This window comes from Acinetobacter sp. YH12145 (genome assembly GCF_013418335.1).
In the GTDB taxonomy this organism is placed as follows: Bacteria; Pseudomonadota; Gammaproteobacteria; order Pseudomonadales; family Moraxellaceae; genus Acinetobacter; species Acinetobacter amyesii.
In genome coordinates this window covers 24490-48738 of record NZ_VPCE01000015.1, presented here as the reverse complement: position 1 = coordinate 48738, position 24249 = coordinate 24490, and the positions used below count along the sequence as shown (strand labels likewise).

Annotated in this window: 20 protein-coding genes and 1 pseudogene; 13 read left to right on the top strand and 8 right to left on the bottom strand. The window is 39.7% G+C overall.

Features of this window, described 5'->3' with window-relative positions; translation table 11 throughout:
- The first annotated feature begins 95 nt into the window (after positions 1 to 95).
- The 6 genes and pseudogenes from FTU80_RS14185 to FTU80_RS14160 all read left to right on the top strand — a co-directional run bounded on the left by FTU80_RS14185 (position 96) and on the right by FTU80_RS14160 (position 6040).
- A pseudogene (locus FTU80_RS14185) lies at positions 96 to 550 on the top strand (Lrp/AsnC family transcriptional regulator).
- Between the two features lie 321 nt (positions 551 to 871).
- The gene (locus FTU80_RS14180; RefSeq protein ID WP_180085738.1) at positions 872 to 2038 is read left to right on the top strand and encodes an ATP phosphoribosyltransferase regulatory subunit; all 1167 of its coding nucleotides are present in this window, start codon (positions 872 to 874) and stop codon (positions 2036 to 2038) included.
- A 66-nt stretch (positions 2039 to 2104) separates the two neighbouring features.
- Positions 2105 to 3424: an adenylosuccinate synthase gene (locus FTU80_RS14175; RefSeq protein WP_180085736.1), complete on the top strand. Its 1320-nt coding sequence runs from the start codon at positions 2105 to 2107 to the stop codon at positions 3422 to 3424.
- A 515-nt stretch (positions 3425 to 3939) separates the two neighbouring features.
- Positions 3940 to 4743, top strand: a complete 804-nt coding sequence (locus tag FTU80_RS14170; protein ID WP_078194387.1) for a M48 family metallopeptidase — start codon at positions 3940 to 3942, stop codon at positions 4741 to 4743.
- A gap of 96 nt (positions 4744 to 4839) precedes the next feature.
- The gene (locus FTU80_RS14165) at positions 4840 to 5148 is read left to right on the top strand and encodes a hypothetical protein (protein WP_078194385.1); all 309 of its coding nucleotides are present in this window, start codon (positions 4840 to 4842) and stop codon (positions 5146 to 5148) included.
- Between the two features lie 112 nt (positions 5149 to 5260).
- Positions 5261 to 6040: a M48 family metallopeptidase gene (locus FTU80_RS14160; RefSeq protein WP_078194384.1), complete on the top strand. Its 780-nt coding sequence runs from the start codon at positions 5261 to 5263 to the stop codon at positions 6038 to 6040.
- Between the two features lie 156 nt (positions 6041 to 6196).
- Here FTU80_RS14160 and FTU80_RS14155 read toward each other — a convergent pair whose 3' ends face one another.
- The 3 genes from FTU80_RS14155 to FTU80_RS14145 form a co-directional block, all read right to left on the bottom strand.
- Positions 6197 to 6679 carry a peptidylprolyl isomerase gene (locus tag FTU80_RS14155; RefSeq protein WP_078194383.1) on the bottom strand — a complete coding sequence of 161 codons (483 nt, stop codon included), beginning with the start codon at positions 6677 to 6679 and terminating at the stop codon, positions 6197 to 6199.
- Positions 6680 to 6815: 136 nt separating this feature from the next.
- Positions 6816 to 8117 carry an NAD(P)/FAD-dependent oxidoreductase gene (locus FTU80_RS14150; RefSeq protein ID WP_180085734.1) on the bottom strand — a complete coding sequence of 434 codons (1302 nt, stop codon included), beginning with the start codon at positions 8115 to 8117 and terminating at the stop codon, positions 6816 to 6818.
- A gap of 103 nt (positions 8118 to 8220) precedes the next feature.
- Positions 8221 to 9534 carry a D-alanyl-D-alanine carboxypeptidase PBP6B gene (locus FTU80_RS14145; protein WP_180085733.1) on the bottom strand — a complete coding sequence of 438 codons (1314 nt, stop codon included), beginning with the start codon at positions 9532 to 9534 and terminating at the stop codon, positions 8221 to 8223.
- A gap of 180 nt (positions 9535 to 9714) precedes the next feature.
- Here FTU80_RS14145 and FTU80_RS14140 point away from each other — a divergent pair, with 180 nt between their 5' ends.
- Together FTU80_RS14140 and FTU80_RS14135 are read left to right on the top strand one after the other, a co-directional pair.
- Positions 9715 to 11418, top strand: coding sequence for a M61 family metallopeptidase (locus FTU80_RS14140; protein ID WP_078194379.1), 1704 nt, complete (start codon positions 9715 to 9717; stop codon positions 11416 to 11418).
- A 62-nt stretch (positions 11419 to 11480) separates the two neighbouring features.
- Positions 11481 to 12239, top strand: a complete 759-nt coding sequence (locus tag FTU80_RS14135; RefSeq protein ID WP_180023953.1) for a hypothetical protein — start codon at positions 11481 to 11483, stop codon at positions 12237 to 12239.
- Positions 12240 to 12320: 81 nt separating this feature from the next.
- Here the strand turns inward: FTU80_RS14135 and FTU80_RS14130 are convergent, their stop codons facing one another.
- Positions 12321 to 13109, bottom strand: a complete 789-nt coding sequence (locus FTU80_RS14130; protein WP_180085732.1) for an rRNA large subunit pseudouridine synthase E — start codon at positions 13107 to 13109, stop codon at positions 12321 to 12323.
- 189 nt (positions 13110 to 13298) lie between these two features.
- On the opposite strand from FTU80_RS14130, the gene icd reads away from it, so the two are divergent.
- Together icd and FTU80_RS14120 are read left to right on the top strand one after the other, a co-directional pair.
- On the top strand, positions 13299 to 14552 hold the full coding sequence (icd, locus tag FTU80_RS14125; protein ID WP_180004095.1) for an NADP-dependent isocitrate dehydrogenase: 1254 nt from the start codon (positions 13299 to 13301) through the stop codon (positions 14550 to 14552).
- Between the two features lie 402 nt (positions 14553 to 14954).
- On the top strand, positions 14955 to 15110 hold the full coding sequence (locus tag FTU80_RS14120; protein ID WP_180063171.1) for a hypothetical protein: 156 nt from the start codon (positions 14955 to 14957) through the stop codon (positions 15108 to 15110).
- 302 nt (positions 15111 to 15412) lie between these two features.
- Here the strand turns inward: FTU80_RS14120 and FTU80_RS14115 are convergent, their stop codons facing one another.
- Entirely contained in the window at positions 15413 to 16588 is a 1176-nt protein-coding gene (locus FTU80_RS14115) for a YbfB/YjiJ family MFS transporter (RefSeq protein ID WP_180085731.1), read from the bottom strand.
- Positions 16589 to 16818: 230 nt separating this feature from the next.
- Entirely contained in the window at positions 16819 to 18249 is a 1431-nt protein-coding gene (locus tag FTU80_RS14110; protein ID WP_078189059.1) for a pyridoxal phosphate-dependent aminotransferase, read from the bottom strand.
- Positions 18250 to 18477: 228 nt separating this feature from the next.
- Between FTU80_RS14110 and msrB the strand changes: the two genes are divergently transcribed.
- The 3 genes from msrB to FTU80_RS14095 all read left to right on the top strand — a co-directional run bounded on the left by msrB (position 18478) and on the right by FTU80_RS14095 (position 20004).
- Positions 18478 to 18897, top strand: a complete 420-nt coding sequence (msrB, locus tag FTU80_RS14105) for a peptide-methionine (R)-S-oxide reductase MsrB (protein WP_078194371.1) — start codon at positions 18478 to 18480, stop codon at positions 18895 to 18897.
- Entirely contained in the window at positions 18894 to 19382 is a 489-nt protein-coding gene (locus FTU80_RS14100; protein WP_078194370.1) for a glutathione peroxidase, read from the top strand. The genes msrB and FTU80_RS14100 overlap by 4 nt, the downstream gene beginning before the upstream one ends.
- Positions 19383 to 19482: 100 nt before the next feature.
- Entirely contained in the window at positions 19483 to 20004 is a 522-nt protein-coding gene (locus FTU80_RS14095) for an energy transducer TonB (RefSeq protein ID WP_180085730.1), read from the top strand.
- 365 nt (positions 20005 to 20369) lie between these two features.
- Here the strand turns inward: FTU80_RS14095 and dapC are convergent, their stop codons facing one another.
- Complete coding sequence (gene dapC / locus FTU80_RS14090; protein ID WP_180085729.1) at positions 20370 to 21539, bottom strand: succinyldiaminopimelate transaminase; 1170 nt, start codon at positions 21537 to 21539, stop codon at positions 20370 to 20372.
- Positions 21540 to 21563: 24 nt separating this feature from the next.
- Positions 21564 to 24230 carry a [protein-PII] uridylyltransferase gene (glnD, locus tag FTU80_RS14085; protein ID WP_180085728.1) on the bottom strand — a complete coding sequence of 889 codons (2667 nt, stop codon included), beginning with the start codon at positions 24228 to 24230 and terminating at the stop codon, positions 21564 to 21566.
- Positions 24231 to 24249: the final 19 nt, after the last annotated feature.

Below are 24249 nucleotides of genomic sequence, written 5' to 3'. Positions count from 1 at the left end.
GAGCAGCATTTGGCAGCTATTTTAGGAAAGGTTGCTTTTATTGTGCAATGAAATTGCTAAAATAAAGATTATTGTGAAATTTAGTGCCTTTATTGATGGATCAGATAGATAAACGCATTTTGCAAGCATTACAGCAAAATGGAAAACTACAAAATAATGAATTGGCCCAACTAGTTGGTTTATCACCTTCGCCGTGTTTGAGACGGGTTAGGCAACTAGAAGATGAAGGCTATATTGAGAAATATGTGGCTTTACTGAATCAGTCAAAATTGAATTTAAGTTTAACGGTATTTGCGCGGATTTGGCTAAAAGGTCAAGATGCAAAAACCGTGAATGATTTTGTCGCAGCGATTCAAACGATGCCTGAGGTGGTTGAATGTCAACTCATGGCAGGGATTGTGACTTTTTCTTACGTATCGTCGTGGCAGATTTAGAAGCCTATCGAAAGTTTCAGATTCATCATTTAACGCAGATTGCCAGTGTGCAAAATGTAAAAACAGAGATACCGTTACAGGCCGTTAAACAAACTACAGCGCTTCCATTGGATTGATGTTCGTGTCTTAAATTAAGTTATTGAGCCTGATCATATTTATAACTTTGTTTAAAACTTCATCTATAGAAAGCAGGGTGCTGATTATTTTTTATCAAATGGTTAAAAAAATAACGTTCACAGGATTTTAAAATCTAAGCATAAACATGTATTTAGTTGTAAAAGTTAAAGCTGTAAATGAAGTAATGAATGCTGAATCATCTTTTATGAAAAAGTCGTGTGCAAGCGTAAAACTATCGTGCTAAACTAGGAGAAATCGGGTGTGCTCCCGATTTTTTTATGCGGATTTGTTCCGCGCTGACAAGAATTTAGGTTTACAACATGCCCATTTCAGAGACATGGTTATTACCTGATGGTGTAGCTGATGTACTGCCAGAACAGGCGCAAGTGATTGAATCTTTGCGTCGTGAAGCATTAGATTTCCTCGCATCTCGAGGTTATCAGTTGGTGTACACGCCATTCATTGAATACATCGAATCTCTATCTTCTCTTTCAGAATCGAATCAAGATTTAGACTTAGCCACTTTTAAAGTGATCGATCAACTTTCAGGTCGTTTGCTTGGTGTGCGTGCCGATATGACACCACAAGTGGCTCGTATTGATGCGCATGTACATCCTGTCGAAGGTGTAGCTCGTTATTGCTACGCTGGTACAGTACTACATACTAAGCCACAGGGTTTTAATACCACACGTGCACCTTTACAGTTAGGTGCAGAATTATTTGGTTCAGACAGCATTGATGCTGACGTTGAACTGATTGATGTCATGATCAACTTGCTTGCTAAAGCAGGTCATGCAGATGGTATCCATCTTGATTTAGGGCATGTCGGTTTATTCCGCAGCATGGTGAAACAAGCTGGCTTGAGCAAAGCAGTTGAACGTCAGTTATCTGACTTGTATCAACGTAAAGCACTACCTGAACTTGCTGAATTCACACAAAGCCTTCCAAATGGTGCTGACTTCTATACATTAGGTCGTTTTGCAAGTGATTTAGATGCGTTACAAGCAAATTTAAGTGCTGAAGTTTTAAATAACGAAGCATTTAAACTTGCATTTGATGCAGTGAAATCGACACAAGCCGCAATTCAGGTGCGTTGGCCAGAACTACATATTGGTATCGATGTGGTTGAACTTCGTTCATATCACTATCACACTGGTTTAATGTATGCCGTATATGCGCCAAACCGCGCTGCGCCATTGGCTCAAGGCGGTCGCTATGATGGTATTGGTGAACACTTCGGTCGCGCGCGTCCAGCGACAGGTTTCTCTTGTGACTTATATGCATTAACTGCAGGTCAAGTTCAGAAAAGCCAAGTTTTGGTTGCACCAAAAGGCATCGAAGCAGATTTATTAAAGGCAATTGAGGCAGCACGTACCGAAGGATTCAGTGTTGTTCAATTGTTAGGTAATGATGATTTAAGCTCAGCACCGTATGCAACGCACCAGTTGGTGAATGCAAATGGCGAGTGGACAATCAAACAAATTTAATCTCGGATGTGCCTGCGGGCACACACGTTTTTTCCAATTTTAACAGCATGATGCAATGAGGCTATTATGGGCAAGAATGTTGTGGTACTTGGTACCCAATGGGGCGACGAAGGTAAAGGTAAGATCGTCGACCTGCTCACAGATCAAGCGGCTGCGGTAGTTCGCTATCAAGGTGGACACAACGCAGGTCATACACTTGTGGTTGGTGGTAAGAAAACTGTATTACACCTCATTCCATCTGGTATTTTACGTGACAACGTATTGTGCTTAATTGGTAATGGTGTTGTTTTATCACCTGAAGCTTTAATCCACGAAATGGAAGTTTTAGAAAAAGAAGGCGTGCCTGTACGTGAACGTCTACGTATTTCTCCAAACTGTCCATTGATCCTTCCACACCATATCGCACTTGACCAAGCACGTGAGAAAAAACGTGGCAATGCGAAAATTGGTACAACAGGTCGTGGTATCGGTCCTGCATACGAAGACAAAGTGGCTCGTCGTGCAATCCGTGTTGCTGACTTGGTTCGTGGTGGTGCTCATATTAAAGCTCAACTAGAAGAGCTTCTTGAATACCATAACTTCCAATTGACTCAATTCTTCGGTGTTGAAGCCGTTAAAGTTGAAGATGTAATCGCTCTATGTGACGAATGGCGTAAAGTCATCGAACCTATGGTGATGGACGTGACTGGCGAACTTCATGCTTACCGTAAAGCAGGTAAGAAAATCATGTTTGAAGGCGCGCAAGGTTCACTTCTTGACGTTGATCACGGTACATACCCGTATGTTACATCTTCAAATACAACTGCTGGTGGCGTAAGCTCAGGTTCAGGTCTTGGTCCATTACACCTTGACTATGTATTGGGTATTACTAAAGCGTACACAACTCGTGTAGGTGCTGGTCCGTTCCCAACTGAACTTGTTTATGATGCTGCTAACGACGTTGGTGATGCAATCGGTAAACACTTGGGTACTGTCGGTTCTGAGTTTGGTGCGTCTACTGGCCGTCAACGTCGTTGTGGCTGGTTCGATGCTGAAATTCTACGTCGCTCAGTAGAAGTAAACTCACTTTCTGGTATTTGCTTAACTAAACTAGACGTTCTAGATGGTTTAGAAGAAGTGAAAATCTGTGTAGGTTACGAAGCAGCTGATTCTGGTTGTGTAGGTTCTTCTGATGCGCTTGCATTTGAAACTTTAAAACCGATCTACGAAACTATGCCAGGTTGGTCTGAGTCTACTTTCGGTGCGAAATCACTAGATCAATTGCCACAAAATGCAATTAACTATGTGAAACGTTTAGAGCAATTGATTGAATGTCCAATCGACATCATTTCAACTGGTCCAGACCGTGATGAAACAATCGTATTACGTCATCCATTCGACGCATAATGTGCTGTTGAATTAAGATGTCAAAAGCCTCGCGAAAGCGGGGCTTTTTTTATAGGGCGAAGAATAAAAATTCAAAAACCGACAGGTATTATTAACTGATAAACGCAGTAACATCCGAAGTACCATTTGATTCAAATAAAAGAATGATACGCGGTAAGGTCATCCGCAAGTGTTTGAGACAGGACAACTTTTAATTAAAAATGTTATTGCAATACTGTGAATAATTTGACACTAGTGAACGAGTTTTGTGGATGACAATGGTTTTGGGTACTTTTGCCAAAACAAAAATACCTCCAGCCGAAGGTTAATCCCTTTATTTAAGCCCTAGATGTGAGACTCCGTCGAATATACTTAAAAGTATTTAAAAAATGTGAAATTATTTTTACGGGGTAACATCAGATATTAAATTTAAATAATGGAAAAATAAAGATTTTGAAAAAAATAAGCATAAAAATATTGAGTCAGTCAATTTTTTGTATATATTTGACACTCTTTATAAATAACTAGAGATCATGATGAATTATAAAAAATCTTTGGCATGCTTTGCCGTAGCAGCTTCTTTATCAGGTTGTACCACGATTGCTGATCTTGCAGGTGCTGATTCTGCATCTTTGAACTTACAGGCAACACAGTCTTATAACGCAATGCTGAAAGACGCACAGACCAAACAAGTGCTCGATACCAAGTCTGCGACTTATCAAAAAGTAAACCGTGTTTTCTGGAAAATGAAACCATTTGCAGATCAGATGAATCAAACGGGTCAGGCTTTTGATTGGAAAGTTGCCGTAATCAAGTCTAAAGAAATCAATGCCTATGTTGCACCCGGCGGGAAAGTTGTTTTCTATACAGGAATCGTCGAAACCCTCAAACTCACGGATGATGAAGTCGCAGCAATCATGGGTCACGAAATGGTTCATGCTTTAGAAGAACATGCAAAAAATAAAATTGGCGCTTCAGCACTGACCAATCTTGCAGTGAGTATAGGTTCACAATACGTAGGTAATGCAGCAGGTGGCTATGGTGCAACCTTGCTTGACTTGGGGAGTCAATTTGGTGTGGGCTTGCCGTATTCACGTAATTTGGAAAGTCGCGCGGATAAAGGTGGCCTAGTGATGATGGCAAAGGCTGGATACAATCCAGAAGCGGCGATTTCATTGTGGAAAAAAATGAATGCGAATGATAACAGTGGCAACGACGCACTGAGCAAATTTATGTCTACACACCCAAGCAATAATGACCGTATTGCTGCTATGCAAAAAATGATGCCGGAAGCGCAGCAATATTATAAAAATGCGACACCATCGAGTGTACGTCGTTAATATCTGCGTTTTCAAGACTAAAGTTGCATTTTAGTACGCTATACACTTTGTGGTGAGTTGCTAAAATGCAATTTAAATTAGGAAGAGAAGTGCAGGATGCAGAAGAATATTTCGACCACCATTTTTTATTCTTTATTATTTGCGATGGGGGGAGCACCCACTATTGCTATGATGATCATTCGTGCCCAAACTCAAGATCCACAATTAATTTATCAAGCCCTGATTGGGTTGTCGGTGATTATTGCCTGTATTCTTGTGCCCATAGTTTTGATACAAAATGCTGTCCTATTTTTTAAGCGAAAAAATGTGCAGTTAGAAGAAAAAATTAAGCCATTAATGCATGTGTATTTGGGCTTGAATGTGGTTTGTTTAATCTATTGGTTGGTTCTTCAATTTTCAGCTTAAAAAAATTACATAAATACTATTATAAGTCGCTATAACTTCGTTTTAAGCTCCAAACCATAAGAATATAATATCCATAAATTCACTTATATTTTAATGGTCTGGAGTTTCCTTAATGAAAAAAATAATTCTAACGAGCCTGTGTATGGCCGGTGTAATGACGATTTCGGGCTGTGCGACAGTGGCAGATATGGCAGGAGCGGATACTGCTACATTGAACGCGCAAGCAACACAAAGTTATAACAAAATGGTGACAGATGCGCGTTCTAAAAATCAGCTCGATACCTCTTCGAGTACATATAAGCGCATTAATACTGTATTCCAAAAACTGCGTCCTTATGCAGACCAAATGAACCAAACGGGTCAAGCGTTCCAATGGCAATTGGCGGTTATGAAATCTGATCAAGTCAATGCCTTTGTAGCTCCAGGCGGTAAAGTTGTATTTTATACAGGTATTGTCAATAAACTGAATTTAACCGATGCAGAAATTGCAGCAGTTATGGGACATGAAATGGTCCATGCTCTTGAAGAGCATGCAAAAAGTAAATTGGGAGCGCAAGCCTTAACTGATCTTGCATTGAATATTGGTTTAAGTGCGGCAGGTAATAATGTCGGTCAATTGGGTACTGCGGCCGCGCAGTTGGGTAGTCAAATTGGTATAGGTCTGCCTTATTCACGTTCTCTGGAAAGCCGTGCTGACCAAGGTGGTTTAATGTTAATGGCACGTGCAGGTTATAACCCACAAGCGGCGATTACACTTTGGGAAAAAATGAACAAGCTTGAAGGTGCGGGAGGTTCATCATTCCTGTCTACGCATCCATCAAACTCACAACGTATTGAAGCGATGCGTAAAAATCTACCTGCAGCGCAGCAGATTTATAACCAACGTCGTTAATTCATAAGAATTAATTATCCGTTTTAAAAAAGCAGGCCGTGGCCTGCTTTTTTGTATTTAATAGTTTGAAAAGTTCTTATATGGCATACCTATATCAGGCGCAATAAAAAAGGCAAAGTAAAAACTTTGCCTTTTTGCACTAGAGATCAGAAGATCTTAGTGGTGGTGACCGCCTGCACCGTGTACGTGACCGTGTTCAAGTTCTTCAGCAGAAGCCTCACGGATTTCAACGATTTCAACTTCGAAAGTTAAATCTTGACCAGCAAGTGGAAAGTTCGCATCAACAACAACGTTGTCGCCTTCAACAGCTTTAACTGTCACGATTTGAACGCCATCATCAGTTTGAGCTTGGAATTGCATACCTGGTTGGATGTTGTCCACGCCTTGGAACATTTGAGCAGGAACTTCTTGAACGAGATCAGGGTTGTATTCGCCATAACCTTCGGCAGCAGGTACAGTTACAGTGAATTTTTCACCAACTGTTTTGCCTAAAAGAGCTTTTTCAAGACCTGGAATGATGTTACCAGCGCCGTGCAAATATGCTAGTGGCTCACCTTGAGATTGGTCGAGAGTTTCACCCTCTGCATTAGTCAATGTGTAGTGGAAAGAAACCACAGAGTTATTTGCAATAGCAGTCATGTTATTGATCCATTCAATTTTTTAAGGGTTACATCATAAAGTGAAATTGCACTTTTGTAGACTAAATTTATCAAAAAAATGCAATTTTTAAATGCTTATGATGCTTTTTTCATTAATCGGGGCAAATCTGTAAATTTCAATGCAATTTAATTTTAGGCGCAATTTTTCGTGTAACAAAATCTTTAGCCGTTAATAGTCCTGCATGTGCGTAGCCGTAAATTGTGGCTTGATGCATACGATAAAGTGAAACGTACATTGATTTGGCAACAAAGCCTTGAACATTAACCTGACCTAAAAGTTCACCTACTGCTTTATGTTTACTTAATGAGACTAAGGAACCTTTGTCTGAAAATACGAACATCGGGAGTTGCTGACCACGGATACGCGCCTTTAAGCAATCCACGAGAAATGACGCTTGTTGGCTAGCAACTTGGGCGCGTGGGCCGAGGACAGGCTCATCTGCACGCGGTTGGCAATGTGCACAATCACCAAACGCGAAAATATCTGGGTGTGCCTTAGTTTGTAGTGTTGCATATACACTCAAACGCCCCATACGGTCTTTTTCAAAGCCTTCAAGCTTCGAAATTACTTCTGGTGTTTTAATGCCTGCTGCCCAAACCTTCAGTTCAGCTTTAATTTTACTGCCATCATTAAAATAAACATGTTCAGCATCGACTTTTTCCACACGTTTAGATGTCAAGACTTCAATTTTCATGCGTTGTAATTGCTGCTGAGCATGCTCGGCCATTTTTTCAGGGAGTGCAGGCAGAATCCGATCAGCACCTTCAATCAAATTGATCTGTACGCTTTGAGGATGAATTTTATTTAAACCATATTTATAAAAATTATTTTTGGCTTCAACCAATTCTGCTGAAAGTTCAACCCCCGTTGCACCTGCACCAATAATGGCAATTTTCAACTCACGTGCTGTATTACTATTTTGTGCATCCAAATACAACTGTAAGAGATCTTGTTGGAAGATTTCAGCTTGTTGCAGACTGTCTAAATAGTGGCAATGTTCATACACGCCTGGCGTGTTGAAATCGTTGGAAACTGAGCCTAAAGCAAGAACAAGGGTGTCATAACTCAGTTGCAGTTGTTCTTGAGTAGATTCATATTTACCTTGTTGGACTTTGCTAAGCTGAATAGTTTTTTCAGCAGGATTGACATCTTCAAACTTAGCCAAGACAAATTCATAATGATGCTTCGCAGCATGCGCATAGTAGTTAATTTCTTCTTCGCTAACCGACATCGTCCCTGCGGCAATTTCATGCAAGAGGGGTTTCCATACATGCGTGAGTTTCATATCTACAAGGGTAATGCGCGCTTTCTTTTTTTTACCGAGTAAATCACCGAGTTGGGTGACCAGTTCTAAACCACCGGCACCACCACCGACAATGACAATATGGTGTAACTTGGAGTCATCAGCGTTATTCATTGAATTACCTATTTTATTATTGTTGAAAAAAAGAAGATGGCACGAGTATGCCATCTTCTTTTTTGCACGAATAACGAATTGTCTTACAAGTTACATAATCACATCATTGACCTAAAGGGTAGGTTTTAACTTCTGCTGCATCCGTATTAAAGATGCTAAAAAGACCTTTAATCCACATCATGAAACGCTCAAAAATATTGGCTTCTTCAATTTGCACGTCATCTTCGATATCAAAGGTATTGATCAGCTGATTATTTTGATAAACCGTAACGGTGGCTAATTTCATCACTTCAGCCAATGGCGCAGTGAGTTCTTTTTCATTTACTTCAACACTCAGTTTAGTCTGTGTTTCATGAAGTGGTTCAATGGCTTGAATTTGACCATTGCCAGTATTTAAAAGAATACGTTGCTGTGTAGGGTCAAAAGCTTTTAAATCGATGGCATAAGCTTGATCATAAAGTGAAGTTGTAATTAGTTTAGGTTGTTGAGTTTCCACCTTAAACATTTTCAAGGTTGATTTAACCACAGGTAATTCTGCAATTAATTGCTTATCTTTGATTGCAACTTCATTACGTGTATAGGTATAAGCCAAGTTCATGAGGTTGTGTGCTATTTCTGCACGTTTTAATCCACTTTTTGCCCCTAATACCACAACAATCAAACGACGTTCTGGCGCGTCAGGATTCGCGATCAAACGGTTGGCTGTTAAAGCTAAATTATAACCTGCAGCTTTAGTAAAACCTGTTTTTAAGCCATCAACGGTAGGATCTTGTTTGAGTAAAATATTAGTTGCATGGTGGAAACGGTGATTATAACTAAAACTTTGTTGTTTTGAATAATACAAATAGTCAGGTGTTTCAGTCACCAGTGCTTGCCCTAAACGTGCAAGGTCAGCCGCCGATGAATAATGTTCTGGCATGGTAATACCGGCTGGATTTTGAAAATTGGTATCATTCATGCCCAAAGCTTTAGCTTCTTTGTTCATGCGTTCAATAAATTTTGGAATATCACCAGAAATGCGTTCAGCTAAAGTCACAGCGGCATCATTGGCAGACATGACCACAAGACCTGCCAAAAGCTGATCAACTGAAATTTGTTCGCCTGCTTTGAGATACATTTGTGATTCATCCCATTGAACCACTTGTACAACTGGGGTTGCGGTTAGGATTTCATTTTTCTTTAAATGACCTGCTTTAATTTCCTTTAAAGCAATATAAGCCACCATCATTTTGGTAAGTGAAGCAGGAGCACGCTGAACATGGCTATTATGTTCTGCAATCACCTGACCCGACTGAGGGTCTAAAATGGTCCAAGCTTCAGCTTCAACAGTTTCAGGGACAATATTTAAAAGGGCAGCATTTGCTATCGTGGAGCATAGAAAACTAAGCAGCGCGATGAGGTAGATCACGTGTTTCAATGAGGTTCCTTAACCAACCATTCCGTTGGTGGTAAAACGAAAAAATTTTTAGGCATGCTATGCCTTTTTTTTTCTGCTGACTAGTCATAATTGTAGACAATTACGACAGTTCCGCATTCAGTTGTAAAAAATGTTAATCTAATTGATAAGTTATCTTTTACTAATTTTATATCGCCCATTATGTTGCATTATCAAATCGAATTTGACGATTATCGTCAGCATCTAGTCCATGTCACTGCACGTTTCTTGGCAAATCCAACACAGGTGCTTTCTTTACCAACTTGGATTCCCGGAAGTTACTTAATCCGAGAATTTTCGAAGCATATCGAAGCTGTTCGAGCTTATGATGAAGATGGGCGTTTGTTACAAATTGAGAAATTTGAAAAAAATAAATGGCGCTTATTCAATACAGATCATGAGTTGATCACGGTTGAATATGATGTATATGCCTTCGATTTGTCGGTCCGTGGTGCTTATGTTGATCAAAGCCGTTTATACGTCAATCCAGCTTGCGCATGTTTAGGTTTAGTTGACCAAGAACATACAGCCATTGAGGTTGAAGTTTTCTTGCCACCCGAGTTAAAGCATTTCCAACTTGCGACAGGATTAAAGTCAAAAAGTTTAGTGAAAGGTCGTTATACCTTATATGCAGATAACTATGCTCAGTTGATTGATGCACCGTTTGAACTGGCGGAACAAACCCGTTTTAGTTTTGAAGCCAACGGCATTCCACACGAATTTGTGGTTTCGGGCAAACATGCCATGAACGCGCAGCGTATGCAGCAAGACATCGAAAAAATTTGTTCGACAGAAATTTCCATGTTTGGTTCAGCACCATTTAAAGACTATACCTTTATGACCATGGCAACGGCCAATAGCTATGGTGGTTTAGAGCATCCAAATAGTACAAGTTTAATTAGCCCGCGTGATGATTTGCCAAAAGCCAATGAACCTGTAGAGCCATCGGCAGATTATCAACGTTTCTTAGGGTTATGCAGCCATGAATATTTCCACTCATGGTTGGTAAAATTTATCCGTCCAGAAAACTTTGTGAATTATGATTTGAACAAAGAAGGCTACACTTCTTTGCTTTGGATATTTGAAGGTTTTACATCGTATTATGATGATTTGATTTTACTGCGTAGCGGTGTGATTAATCAGGATTCTTATATCAAGCTTTTAAAAGCACAAATTGATCGCTATTTGCAAAATCCGGGTCGTGAAATTCAAACCGTTGCTGAATCAAGCTTTGATGCATGGGTGAAATTCTACCGTCAGGATGAAAACTCAAATAATGCAGGTACCAGTTACTATAATAAAGGCTGCCTCGTGGCGCTGTGTTTAGATCTTGGCTTACGCCTACGTGGTTCAAGTCTTGATGCCTTAATGCGTAAGCTATATGAAAACGCACAAAACGGCATTCAAGTGAATGAACGGACTATTTTCAATTTATGCAATGAATTGACGGGTGATGATTGGTTAGAACAAATCAATCATTTGATTAATACTACGGATGAATTGCCGTTAGACCAATTATTCCCTGAGTTTGGCTTGAGCTATACGCTTAAAAATGACAAATCATTGCCATTTGGTCTAAAACTTGCTGATAAGCCTGAAGGAATGTTGGTTCAGTCCGCTCGCCGTGATGGTGCAGCTGCAAAAGCTGGCTTGTCTGCGAACGATGTGATTATTGCAATTGATGGTCTAAAAGCAACCGTTAAATTGGCAGAAAAATATGCCAAGCAAGACGGAACTTATACCGTACTAGCATTCCGCCGTGATGAGTTGATGAGCTTTGAAGTGAAAGCTGCAGGTTCAGAATTAACTGAAGTTGAACTTAAAGTGGAAGATCAGGCTAAAGCTGAGAAGTGGTTGAAGGCTTAATTTGATAAGTATTTAATTTTTATGTAAAACCCATACTTATGTATGGGTTTTTTTATTAGAAAATGAATAGTAAAAATTTAATAATTGGAATTTCGATAACTATAGTTTGGTTCTTAGTTATAGGACTATTTTGCGTTCAAAACAATTTTGTATTTACCAATAGAGAGCTGAATTCACTAGGGGATTTTCTCGCAGGTATATTTGCTCCAGTTGCTTTTCTTTGGTTAATACTCGGGTATCTCCAGCAAGGTAAACAATTAGATCAAAATACCAAAGCTTTGGAACAGCAAGAAAAAGCATTTAAACTTCAAATAGAAGAGATGAAGGAGAGCGTTAAACAGCAAGGGTATCTTGCTCAGCTACAGTCAGAACAATTGAGAATGAATCATAATTCATGCCAACCTTACTTAGAATTATGCACTCCAAAATTAGAAATTCTTAATATTAGAGATCTATTAACTAATAAGCCTGAAAAGTTATGTTCATTAATTTTTAGTGTTTATTCGAGAATTAATGAATCAAGAATTGTTTTATTAATGACTTTGGATGACACAATTTATCAGCGTGAAATGAAAATATTAGTTGATGAGTCTATTGAATTTAAATTAAGGCTAGATTGTTTGAATGACACTTATACTAATGATTTTTTATCAGGAAAAATCAATGATTTGGATTTTAAATTTAAGATGAGATTTCAGAATATTTATGGATTAGAAACTGAAAATATTTATTCATATAGAATATTAAGACATGAAACAGGTGAGGTTCAAGTATTAAAGCCATCACTGAGAGATTCGTTAGTAGCAAGTAAAGTTGTATAAATTATGCTTCAAAGATACATTTTTATTGAAAAAAAGCTCACTGGTGTAAGCTTTTTTCAAACTGATTTTTAAGAAATAATATCAACGTCCGTTACGACCGCGGCCACGAGGGGCTTTAGTATTCGGACGAGTTGTGCCATTGGTACGGCGTTTGGGTTTTTCGCTCTCATCCATTTGCCAGATACGTTTTGTACCTGACTTTTTCACTGAGCCATCTTTATTCTTACGAACCATTGGCTTACCACCTGTACCGCCTGGTTTTTTCACATAAGAGCGCGAACGGTAAGGTTCTTCTGCAGGTACATTTTGAAAGTCAGGGTACAGTAAAGGCTCAATTTCTTTGGTTTCACCTGGTTCTAAACCCAATTGAACTAAATCGATGGCACCAATACGTGTACGAATTAAACGTAAAGTCGGGAAACCTACTGCTGAAGTCATACGACGAACTTGACGGTTACGGCCTTCGCAAATTTGGATTTCAACCCAAGAGGTTGGAATGTTTGCACGGAAACGTACAGGAGGATCACGATCCCATAACCATTCTGGCTGTTGCACTTTAATGGCTTTGGCTGGCAAAGTCATACCATCTTTTAGCTCAACGCCTTGACGTAATTGTTCAAGCGCTTCTTCTGTGATGTCGCCATCGACTTGCACTAAGTAGGTTTTGAACTTTTTATTTTCAGGATTGGTGATGTACTGATTTAAACCACCATGATCGGTTAAAAATACCAAACCTTCGGAGTCCATATCTAAACGACCTGCAATACGTAGACTAGGATCGTCCACGAAGTCAGATATGGTCATATGCGCTTCGTCTTTACGGAATTGGGAGAGCACGTCATATGGCTTGTTTAAGATGACGATTTTCATAGGAAATAACTTCTATTAAATACAATAATTCAAATTGGTTAAGATTTATTCAATAGGGAAATGCAGCTATTTCCCATCTAAATCTCAAAAAAGGTAGATTTGCTTTAGAGTATTATGCGTGAAGCGCAATTAAAAGTCTTATCAAACAGCAATTATTTTTTCACTCGCTTCTCAGGGAGGATCATAAAAATGGGTTATCAGAAGATCGTCGTTCCAGTGGATGGGACAAAAATTACAGTAAATTCAGACTTATCATTCAATGTTCCCAATAATCCAATTATTCCATTTATTGAAGGCGATGGTATTGGTGTTGATATCACGCCCGTGATGAAAACTGTGGTGAATGCCGCAGTACAAAAAGCTTATGGTGGAAAACGTGCCATAGAATGGATGGAAGTTTATTGTGGTGAAAAAGCCAATAAAATTTATGGTACCTATATGCCCGAAGAAACCTTTGAGGCTTTACGCGAATTTGTGGTTTCAATTAAAGGGCCGTTAACGACGCCTGTCGGTGGCGGTATTCGTTCGCTTAATGTTGCATTACGTCAAGAATTAGACCTCTACGTCTGTGTGCGTCCTGTACGTTGGTTTAAGGGCGTTCCTTCACCCGTTCAGCATCCTGAACGTACAGACATGGTGATCTTCAGAGAGAATTCAGAAGATATCTACGCAGGGATTGAATGGAAAGCAGATTCGCCTGAAGCCAAGAAAATGATCAAATTTCTTAAAGAGGAAATGGGTGTTACTAAGATTCGTTTTGAGGAAAATTGCGGTATCGGTATTAAGCCTGTATCTAAAGAAGGTTCTCAGCGTTTGGTTCGGAAAGCTATTCAATTCGCCATTGATAATGATAAGCCGAATGTCACCTTGGTGCATAAAGGCAATATCATGAAATATACCGAAGGTGCGTTTAAAGAGTGGGGTTATGAAGTCGCACTTGAGCGCTTTGGTGGTGAATTGCTAGATGGAGGTCCTTGGGTCAAAATAAAAAATCCGAAAACTGGCAAAGAGATCGTGATTAAAGATGCGATTGCAGACGCTTTTTTACAACAAATTCTCATGCGTCCGACCGATTATTCAGTCATTGCTACTCTAAATTTAAACGGTGATTATATTTCAGATGCTTTGGCGGCCGAAGTTGGCGGTATTGGTATTGCACCGGGTGCCAATATTGGTGGCGCTGTGCAAGTATATGAAGCGACACATGGCACAGCGCCTAAATATGCGGGTCAAGACAAAGTAAACCCTGGGTCTATTATTCTGTCTGCAGAAATGATGCTGCGAAATATGGGCTGGACTGAAGCGGCAGATCTAATTATTAAAGGTATTGCGGGGGCGATTGAAGCCAAAACAGTGACTTATGATTTTGAACGACTCATGCAAGGTGCAAAACTCTTGCGTTGTTCAGAGTTTGGACAAGCCATCATTGAGCATATGGACTAAGTTTATTTGCCAATCTAGGTGTAAAAAATGCTAGGTGAAAAAAGGACTGAATGATTCAGTCCTTTTTTATGGGAATTAATTAAACACACAGAAAAAGGGTTACTCAATGCCATTAAATAAGATGAGATAAACAGATGACTTCACGCAATCAATCAGATGGTCTGGCATGCTTGTGTTACTAAAAGTTTAAAACCACACTATTCGAGTGAACTTAGGTAATGTAGAAAATAGAGGGGGATTGATTTCAAATTAATTATTCTCCAGTGATTTTACAATGACGTAATTCGAAACATTTATCGGGTTGGTTCCATGAAAATTAGCGGTACATTGGTTGTTGTCCTTTAGTAGATGTACATCTAGTAACAGTACATTGTGACACTTATGATGATATGGAGAAATGAAATGTCTCGTAAACAGCATCAACAAAACCAACAAACTGATCAACAGCAGCAAAATGATCAGCAACAGCAACAGCAACAGCAACAGCAACAGCAACAAGACCAAAAGAAACAGAAACAACAGCCACATCAACGAAATCAGCGTCAACAACATCATTAATAGGTTAAAGACTTTGTGAGTCAAAGTTCATTTGGCCAAACGATTTACTCATTGAACGAAATTAAAGTTTTATACGTAGACGAGAAGGAGATGAATTTGTCTAAGAAAACCAAATCACTTAAAAAGGAAATTAAAGCGAGGTTGAACAAAATTTCAAAGCATAATTCTGCTTTGAAAAAGTTAAAGAAAAAGCTGAAAAAAGCTTAGTCCATTCACGATTTATCAAAAAGAAAAGACCTATTTAAATAGGTCTTTTCTTTATATACATGATTGGTGATGTAGTTGAATGTCTTGTGATCTACCTAGACGAGATGCTTACTTAATTTTGCAGTGCGAGTAAACCAAAAGAGTTGTAGTGTTCCAATGCAGAGCACGCATGCGGCCAAAATAAATTGCTGTGAATAATCAATACCAATTCGCTGTAAAAAACTAAAGCTTATACCGCCAATCAATTGAATAGATGCAAAGCACAGGGTTGCAATACTCCAGAGCTTTTTATAGGCGCTACCATAGATTTGCAGAATGGTATAAGAGGTGAGAAAAACCACTGCCGGATTGAGCAAGCCTGTAGCAAAAGAAGATAAAAAAGTAAAAAGTGGATGGATATTAATGATCGCTATAAAAATCGCGAAGACATAGCAGCTATATAAAATTTTAAGAGCGCTGATATTTCCCAGTTTTTGTGCCAAGCAGTAAGCAGCAAAGGCTCCTAAAGCACTTCCTAGACCATATAAAATCCAATTGAAATTGATCCCGATCGGGCTCAGGTGTAGGGTGTGAGTTAAATAGTCAATCCAAAATAATGAATGGGGCACGTAAGCAAAAGCACTGGTGCTATACACAATTAAGAGACAATAGAAAATTCCATCGACTTTATGTTCTACTGCTGGAACCGCGGTGAGTGTTGTGAGCTGTAATTTAAAACTCTTCAAAAGCACGCTGAGTAACATACAAATCAGGCTTGAAAAAGCAAACAAAATCAACCAAGCCCACATTGTCGAAATTTGTTGGATGTAAGGCAAAAATAGCGTTGCCATTAACACCCCTAAGCCAATACCACTGAAACCAATAAAGTTGATTTTAAAGCGGTCTTGAAGCTGTGAACATTGGGCCACGACACTTGGGGAGAGGATCATTAGTAAGCCGCCGCTGATCCCTGAAATAACGCGCCAAGTGCTATACCAAAGTTCTGAAAAACCTGAAAATGCACAACTGAGTAAACTGAGTGTCCCTGCAATAGCTGCGAGTTGGATATAATTCACCATGCTTTTATTTTGGGGTAATTTCATGGCCCAAAATGCACCGATCAAGTAGCCGAGCAAATTGGCACTGCCTAAGATGCTGGCAAAACTTGGGCTCCAACCAAATGCTTCACGGGTTGAAGGGAGGAGTGCAGTATAGGAAAAACGTAATATCCCGATGCCTAGGCACATGCTTAGACAGAGAAATAGGCTCAGTTTAATTTTGTTAGAGAACATCCTGTACTCATGTATTTTTATGATTGGTTAAAAAATAACATGAATATGCTGTAGAAAAATCAACAGATCTTAAAGTTTTGACTAAGGTCTAAGCTAAAAATTAATTCTTAAAAACTTAACTATTCAAAAAGATAGCTGTGGTGTGCGTACAGTAAGAAATCAAATTTAAAGATACAGTAATAAAAAACCGTACATGGCGTACGGTTTTTTATTTTTAAAACACTTATGAATTAACGCATTTTCGCCAAGAAACGACCTAAACGAGTGAGTGCTTCACGTAGTTCATTTTCAGCAGGCAAGAACACCACACGGAAATGATCAGGTGTCGGCCAGTTAAAACCTGTACCTTGAACCAAAAGCACTTTTTCAGCACGGAGGAAATCTAACATGAATTTCTCATCGTCTTGGATTGGGTAAATTTCAGGATCCAATTTAGGGAAGCAGTACATTGCACCCTCTGGTTTCACACAAGATACACCTGGAATATCATTCAACATTTCCCAAGCAATGTTACGTTGTTCATATAAACGGCCACCCGGACGGATGAGATCATTAATTGATTGATAACCGCCTAAAGCTGTTTGAATCGCATATTGCGCTTGGTGGTTGGCGCATAGACGCATCGACGCCAACATGTCTAAACCTTCAATGTAATCTAGCGCGCGTGATTTATCGCCTGTAATTGCCATCCAGCCTGAACGGTAACCGGCAATTCGATACGCTTTAGATAAGCCATTGAAAGAAATACACAGCTGATCGCCCGCCAATGACGCAACAGAAACATGTTCAATACCGTCATAAACGATCTTGTCGTAAATTTCATCAGCAAACAAAATTAAGTCGTATTTCTTTGCGAGAGCTACAATTTGCTCAAGCACATGACGTGGGTAAACCGCACCTGTTGGGTTGTTCGGGTTAATCACCACAATACCGCGAGTATTCGGGGTGATTTTACTTTCCATGTCGGCAATATCTGGATACCAGAAATTTTCTTCATCACATTTATAGTGAATAGCAGTACCGCCAGAAAGGTTAACTGCCGCTGTCCAAAGCGGATAATCCGGCATAGGCACTAGCATTTCATCGCCATCGTCGAGCAAGCCTTGCATTGCCATCACAATCAGTTCAGATACGCCATTTCCGACATACACGTCATTGACGTGCATGTTTAAGATGCCTTTTTGTTGATAATACTGACAAATCGCTTTACGCGCAGGGAAGATGCCTTTTGAGTCGGTATAACCAATTGCATTAGGCAGGTTGAGTGCCACGTCGTTAATAATTTCTTGAGGTGCTTCAAAACCAAAAGGAGCAGGGTTACCAATATTTAATTTAATAATTTTATGGCCAGCCTCTTCCATCTCATTGGCCGCTCGTAACACAGGTCCGCGAATGTCGTAGCAAACATGCTCGAGCTTAGACGATTTCTTAATTTCGCGGGGGGTGTTAAACGTATTCGGCATTTTTATATTCTCGGAAAGAGTGGAGGTCACTTTTGCATAACGGTATAAATAGCTTTTAAATGTCTCGGTCGTTACTAAATCGAGATGATGTTCGTCTCTGAGTAAAGCAACTATTTTTTCATGCGTAAACCCTGCCTGTTGATATTGTTTGATCACAGGCAGCAGATTTTTAAAAATTACGCTCTTTTTCTGCGACATTTTTTAATCCTGAGCAAGAGTAGCGCTAAGATTATCACTAAAGGTGCTCACAAAAAAGCATTTAATTTTGTATTTTGCTCACCACGATTTTATATTTGCTTACTTTTTGCTTTTTGGGTCATTATATAGATTTTGTAAATTGTTGAATAAAGACTAGAAATTTAAGATTGAATGACGTAAATATAGGATTATCCTATTTTAAATACCACGATATAAAGGGACGTCATCATGGGAAAACTCAATAAAACAGAAAGAGAATGGCAAAGAGAATTGTCGCCAGAAGAGTTTCGCATAACGCGTCAGAAAGGCACGGAGCAAGCTTTCACTGGAAAATATTGGAATACGAAACAAGCTGGCACGTATGTATGTCGTTGTTGCGGGGAACCGCTTTTTTCTTCTGAAACAAAATACGATAGCGGTTGTGGTTGGCCGAGCTTTTATAAGCCGATTGAACCTGCTGCAGTAGAAGAAAATGTAGATACGACACACGGTATGGTCAGAACAGAAATTGTTTGTCATCATTGTGACGCACATTTAGGGCATGTTTTTACTGATGGCCCACAGCCGACTGGATTACGTTATTGTATTAATTCGGCATCGTTAGAATTAGAAACAAAAGAAAAAAATGATGAGGAAACTTATCCATGACCACCATTCACCAGTTTGAAGCAGAATTACTGGACGGAAGTAATAAATCCTTTGCAGATTATGAAGGCAAGGTTTTATTAATTGTAAATACCGCTAGTAAATGTGGGTTTACTCCTCAATTTGCTGGTTTGGAGAAAATTTACGAACAGTATAAAGATCAAGGTTTTGAGGTTTTAGGTTTTCCATGCAACCAATTTGGCGGACAAGATCCGGGTTCAAATGATCAAATTGGCGCATTTTGTCAAAAAAACTATGGCGTATCTTTTCCAATGTTTGCCAAAGTGAATGTAAAAGGCCCAGAAGCGCATGTGATTTTCCGTTATTTAACCAATAACTCGAAAGGCGTATTGGGAAATGGCATTAAGTGGAATTTTACGAAGTTTTTAATTGGAAAAAATGGTCAGGTCTTAAACCGCTATGCACCCACGACCAAGCCTGAAACATTGAATGAAGATATTGAAAAAGCTTTGGCTCAGTCAAAATGAAGTGAATCATTGGCCGAACTGAGGTTGATATAAAGGCGCGGAAGCGTCTTTATTTTTTGGATGTTTTATACTGAAGTGTCTTTATTTGAAGGTCATAACATTGTTTAAGCAGATGGTTAAACGTCGAATTTGTGTTTTAACGTTTTTTTTACTCGTATTTGTGGGGTTAGCTTGGGCAGATAGCACTCCAAGTGCATCTGAACCTACAAAAATGTCTGTTGTTGCAAGCAATCTAGACCGTACTACAGATGCTCGGGTCAACGCATTATTGCAATTGTTAAAAACACCTATAGAAGAATACCAACCTACGCGTGTTGCAGATGTAATTGATCCACATGTAAAACCGAAAATGTATGAAGTCTCTTGGGTAAATGCACCGCAATATGTGCTGTCTGCGTCTGAGATGAAAACATATAAGCAACCTGTCAAACTACAGCTCACTGTGATTGCTGCAACAGGCTATATTGGTAGCTCAAAACTCATTGCAAGTTCAGGCTCTAAAAACTTTGATCAAAAAGTACAAAAATCCTTATTAGTTGCGCGACTTGAACCTATTCCGATGGTTGATAAAAATCTCAGTTATACCGTTGAACATGAATTTACTCTTCATCCACCTCAATAAGCTTATAGCAGAAGGCAAATTTTAAGTTCCATAAATGATCTGTTATTACTGGTGCATCTAATTGATAATGAAAGATATTATTTTGCAACTAACTAAAACCTTTCAGTGTCTGTTTATCTATACGCTTTACAACAATTCGTTATGACCATACTTATTTTTCATACAGCGTTTAACAGTGAGAGAACCTCGAACATTTAAATTGAGTGCAACATTTGATTTCTAATAGTGTTCAATGATTTCTTAATGATTGTTTATAAATAATTATTGCTAGATGATTTGCTCTGAATGATTGTTAAGAAATGACTCAAATAAAAATGCCCCAAATCTGGGGCATTTTTTGTTTTAAGCAAAACACTTTAAATCAATTAAAGTACTGCTTTTAAGCGACGAATCACTTCTTCACATTGGGCAATATCAGCAACAAGGGCTAACCGGACATGGTTTTCACCCGGATTCCCTTGTGCTGTATCACGTGATAAATAACGGCCTGGAAGCACTTTAACGTGTGCTTTTTCCATCAGCATTTTGGCAAAGCTTTCATCATTATCGACTTTTAACCAATAGTAGAACCCTGCATCAGGTTTTTGTAATGGCAGTAAGTGACCCAATTCGCGTTGGAATAATTCGAATTTTGCACGGTACTGTACGCGGTTTTCTTCGACGTGTGCTTCGTCATCCCAAGCTGCAATTGAAGCCAACTGGTGTTGAACAGGCATCGCAGCGCCATGATAAGTACGGTATTGTAAATAGGGTTTTAAAAGCGCTGCATCACCTGCAACAAAGCCAGAGCGCATACCCGGTAAGTTAGAGCGCTTAGATAATGAGTGGAATACCACGCAGTTTTTATAGTCATCACGGCCCATTTCAGCACAGACTTCAAGCAGACCAATGGGTGCTTCATCAAACCAAAGCTCTGAGTAGCATTCATCAGATGCAATCACAAAATTATATTGGTCAGACAGAGCAATCAGTTTTTTAAACTGTTCTTTAGAAAGTACTGCACCTGTAGGATTACCCGGTGTGCAGACAAACAGTAAAGCGGTTTTTTCCCAAACTTCAGCTGGCACAGCGTCAAAGTCGCCAAGGTATTTATTTTCTTCTGTACAGTTGATGAAGTAAGGTTCTGCACCCGCAAGTAAAGTTGCGCCTTCATAGATTTGGTAGAACGGATTTGGCATTACCACATAAGGGGCATCTTCACGTTTAATCAAAGCTTGCACAAACGAGAAGATCGCTTCACGCGTACCTGACACCGGCAGTACGTTGGTCTCTGCACTGATGTTATTGAGTTTAAAGCGACGGGTTAACCAATTTGCAATACTTGTGCGGAGCTCAGGTAAACCTTTACTGTTTGGGTAAGTGGATAAATGCTGAAAATTATCAATAATGGCCTGTTTCACAAACTCCGGTGCAGGATGCTTTGGCTCACCAATCGATAGGGGAATCAAAGGCAAATCTGCGGGTTTCACATCCTGAAATAGCTTATTTAGCTTTTCAAATGGATAAGGGTGCAATAATGACAAACTGGAGTTCATGGAATGGATACCGATCAATTTAAGTTAATGATGACTACAAACCTGATTCGAAGCTTCATCGAGTGCTGACTTTAACTGTGCAGCAAACGTTTCTGCTTCTGAATCGCTCATAGGTGAGCCATCTTTTTTAGTGACATAGAAAATATCTTCAGCACGTTCACCGAGCGTTGCAATTTTCGCAGAGTGAATATCTAAGCCTTGCATCATAAATAAACCACCGACTTTAGCAAGTAAGCCCGGATGGTCAAGTGTCGCAATTTCAACCATATTTTGTTGAAGTGCCTCATTAAAGGAAATACTCACGGTATTTTCAATATCAAAATGACGCAGTTGACGGGGAATACGACGTTGCATCAGACCTGGGTACTTGTCGGATTGGCTCAAGGCTTGTTTGAGTGCTTCAATAACAGTTTGCTCACGTTCAGGATCTGTTAATAAAGTGCCAAAACGGTCAAGTACAACATAAGTGTCCAAACTAAATGCAGTGGATGCAGTGATAATACGGGCATCCTGAACGTCTAGATTCATTCTGTCCAGAATTGCCACTGTTGTTGCAAACAAGTTAGGCTGATCTTGTGTGTAAATAAAGATCTGTACTGCATCTTGTGCAAATTTACGATGTGCTCGCATCATCACCAAAGGTTCTGCATTATTGCCATGTTTTAAAATGGCGCGCGTATGCCATGCGATTTCATCGGCAGATTCTTTTAGGAAATATTCATCACCGAGTTCTTGCCAAACAGTTTCTACATCGTAGAGCGAAAAATCGTTGACTAATAGTTCACTGGCCGCAAATTTAGTGTCTTCGATCAGCATTGGATAATCTACAGGACGACCCAAACCAGAACGAATCACATCACGCGCTTGTGTATACAGTTGGCGCATGAGGGATGCACGCCATGTATTCCAAAGCGTCGGATTGGTTGCGTTAATATCGGCAACTGTCAAGGTATAGAGATAGTCGAGATGCTCCATATCGCCCATTTTCTCAGCAAATTCTTTCACCACATCTGGATCGGAAATGTCTTTTTTCTGAGAAGTAACGGACATCAATAGATGGTTTTGAATCAACCATGCGACAAGGTTGCATTCACGTTCAGTAAACCCATGGGTACGGCAGAATTCAATTGCATCTGCTGCACCAAGTTCACTGTGGTCACCGCCGCGACCCTTGGCGATATCATGGAAAATTGCCGCTAAATAAACAATGTCACGGCGCGCCAGTCGTTGGAATACGGAGCTAACGACAGGGAAGTCCTTAGCAAATTCAGGCTCTTTAAAACGGTTTAAATTACGTAGTAGTAATAGGGTATGGGCATCGACAGTGTAAATATGGAACAAGTCATATTGCATGAGTCCCATGATTTGCCCAAAGGCAGGAATATAGTTGCCGAGCACGCCATAACGTTTCATCGCCACCATGGTGTCATATAAACGGTAGGGTGAGCGAATGATCGCCATAAATAAGGCTTGATGTGCAGGATTGTCACGGAAGTTTTGATCAATACGTTTTGCTGCAAGTGACAATAGACGTAAAGTTCGGGCACGAATCCCTTCAATTTCTGGACGATTCGCCAAGAGGTAGAAAATTTCTAGAATAGCACTTGGATTTTCAGAGAAAATTTTATGATGCTGTACCGCTAATTTGCCATCGACTAATTTGAAGTTAGCATTGATCTCTTCAATTTTACGTTCATAGTCAGGCAAGCGTGGCGTAATGACAGATTCATTAAAATAAGCCAAGAGCATTTCATTTAACGTCGTCACTTGCTGAGCGCTACGATAGTAACGTTTCATGAACTGTTCGATTGGATAATTCGGTGATTTACCTTCTTCGCGCTGATAGCCAAATTTAGCAGCAATGTCACGTTGATAATCAAACAATAATCGGTTTTCGTCGCGCTTGGTTAAGCGATGTAAATGATGACGGATTTCCCAAAGAAAGCTTTCTGTTTCTTCAAGAACACCCAGTTCAAACTCTGAAATAAAACCTAAATGTACAAGGTCATAGATGCGATTGACACGGAAATGACGCTTAGCAATCCAGCCGATTTGGTTGATATCACGGATACCACCGGGCGCATTTTTAATATCGGGTTCTAAGTTGCTTTCGGTATTGTTGTGTTGAGCATATCGTTTGGCTTGCTCTTGCATTTTGGCATCATAGAAGGTTTTATCCGTCCATGTCTGTGACACGATACGGCGTGGCCATTTGGCTAGGTGTTCATTGCCCACAATCAAACGTGCTTCAATCAAAGCTGTTGCTACAGTTAAATCATTGGTGGCTTGAGCGACACAATCATTAATAGTACGCACACTGATGCCCGGCTTGAAATTACCAACATCCCAAAGTGTTGAAATAAAGCTAGAGATGAGTTTTTCTTGTTCTGGGCTGATTTCATCTTCAGACAAAATCATGATATCGACGTCGGAGTATGGCAGCATTTCACGGCGACCATAGCCACCTACAGCAAACAAACCGAGATCGGTTTGGTCGAGTTCAGCATGTGTCCATAAGAACTTTAAGGCTTCATCGATTAGATTCGAACGAGCCAAAATTACATCACGAATCGACTGTCCATTTTCAAAGCATTCCTGTAGCTGATTTTCAACATCTGAGCGCCATTGGTTAATCGCCTGAATGTCGTGGTTACTTTTAATGTAATTCAGCAGAGGAAGCGTATTGATCATGAACAGTGGTCCGTTAAGG

Excerpts from the sequence above, each read along its gene's own strand:
- FTU80_RS14180 (WP_180085738.1), top strand. The coding sequence starts at position 872 with ATGCCCATTTCAGAGACATGGTTATTACCTGATGGTGTAGCTGATGTA.
- FTU80_RS14175 (WP_180085736.1), top strand. The coding sequence starts at position 2,105 with ATGGGCAAGAATGTTGTGGTACTTGGTACCCAATGGGGCGACGAAGGT.
- FTU80_RS14170 (WP_078194387.1), top strand. The coding sequence starts at position 3,940 with ATGAATTATAAAAAATCTTTGGCATGCTTTGCCGTAGCAGCTTCTTTA.
- FTU80_RS14165 (WP_078194385.1), top strand. The coding sequence starts at position 4,840 with ATGCAGAAGAATATTTCGACCACCATTTTTTATTCTTTATTATTTGCG.
- FTU80_RS14160 (WP_078194384.1), top strand. The coding sequence starts at position 5,261 with ATGAAAAAAATAATTCTAACGAGCCTGTGTATGGCCGGTGTAATGACG.
- FTU80_RS14155 (WP_078194383.1), bottom strand. The coding sequence starts at position 6,679 with ATGACTGCTATTGCAAATAACTCTGTGGTTTCTTTCCACTACACATTG.
- FTU80_RS14150 (WP_180085734.1), bottom strand. The coding sequence starts at position 8,117 with ATGAATAACGCTGATGACTCCAAGTTACACCATATTGTCATTGTCGGT.
- FTU80_RS14140 (WP_078194379.1), top strand. The coding sequence starts at position 9,715 with ATGTTGCATTATCAAATCGAATTTGACGATTATCGTCAGCATCTAGTC.
- FTU80_RS14135 (WP_180023953.1), top strand. The coding sequence starts at position 11,481 with ATGAATAGTAAAAATTTAATAATTGGAATTTCGATAACTATAGTTTGG.
- FTU80_RS14130 (WP_180085732.1), bottom strand. The coding sequence starts at position 13,109 with ATGAAAATCGTCATCTTAAACAAGCCATATGACGTGCTCTCCCAATTC.
- icd (WP_180004095.1), top strand. The coding sequence starts at position 13,299 with ATGGGTTATCAGAAGATCGTCGTTCCAGTGGATGGGACAAAAATTACA.
- FTU80_RS14120 (WP_180063171.1), top strand. The coding sequence starts at position 14,955 with ATGTCTCGTAAACAGCATCAACAAAACCAACAAACTGATCAACAGCAG.
- FTU80_RS14115 (WP_180085731.1), bottom strand. The coding sequence starts at position 16,588 with ATGTTCTCTAACAAAATTAAACTGAGCCTATTTCTCTGTCTAAGCATG.
- FTU80_RS14110 (WP_078189059.1), bottom strand. The coding sequence starts at position 18,249 with ATGTCGCAGAAAAAGAGCGTAATTTTTAAAAATCTGCTGCCTGTGATC.
- msrB (WP_078194371.1), top strand. The coding sequence starts at position 18,478 with ATGGGAAAACTCAATAAAACAGAAAGAGAATGGCAAAGAGAATTGTCG.
- FTU80_RS14100 (WP_078194370.1), top strand. The coding sequence starts at position 18,894 with ATGACCACCATTCACCAGTTTGAAGCAGAATTACTGGACGGAAGTAAT.
- dapC (WP_180085729.1), bottom strand. The coding sequence starts at position 21,539 with ATGAACTCCAGTTTGTCATTATTGCACCCTTATCCATTTGAAAAGCTA.
- glnD (WP_180085728.1), bottom strand. The coding sequence starts at position 24,230 with ATGATCAATACGCTTCCTCTGCTGAATTACATTAAAAGTAACCACGAC.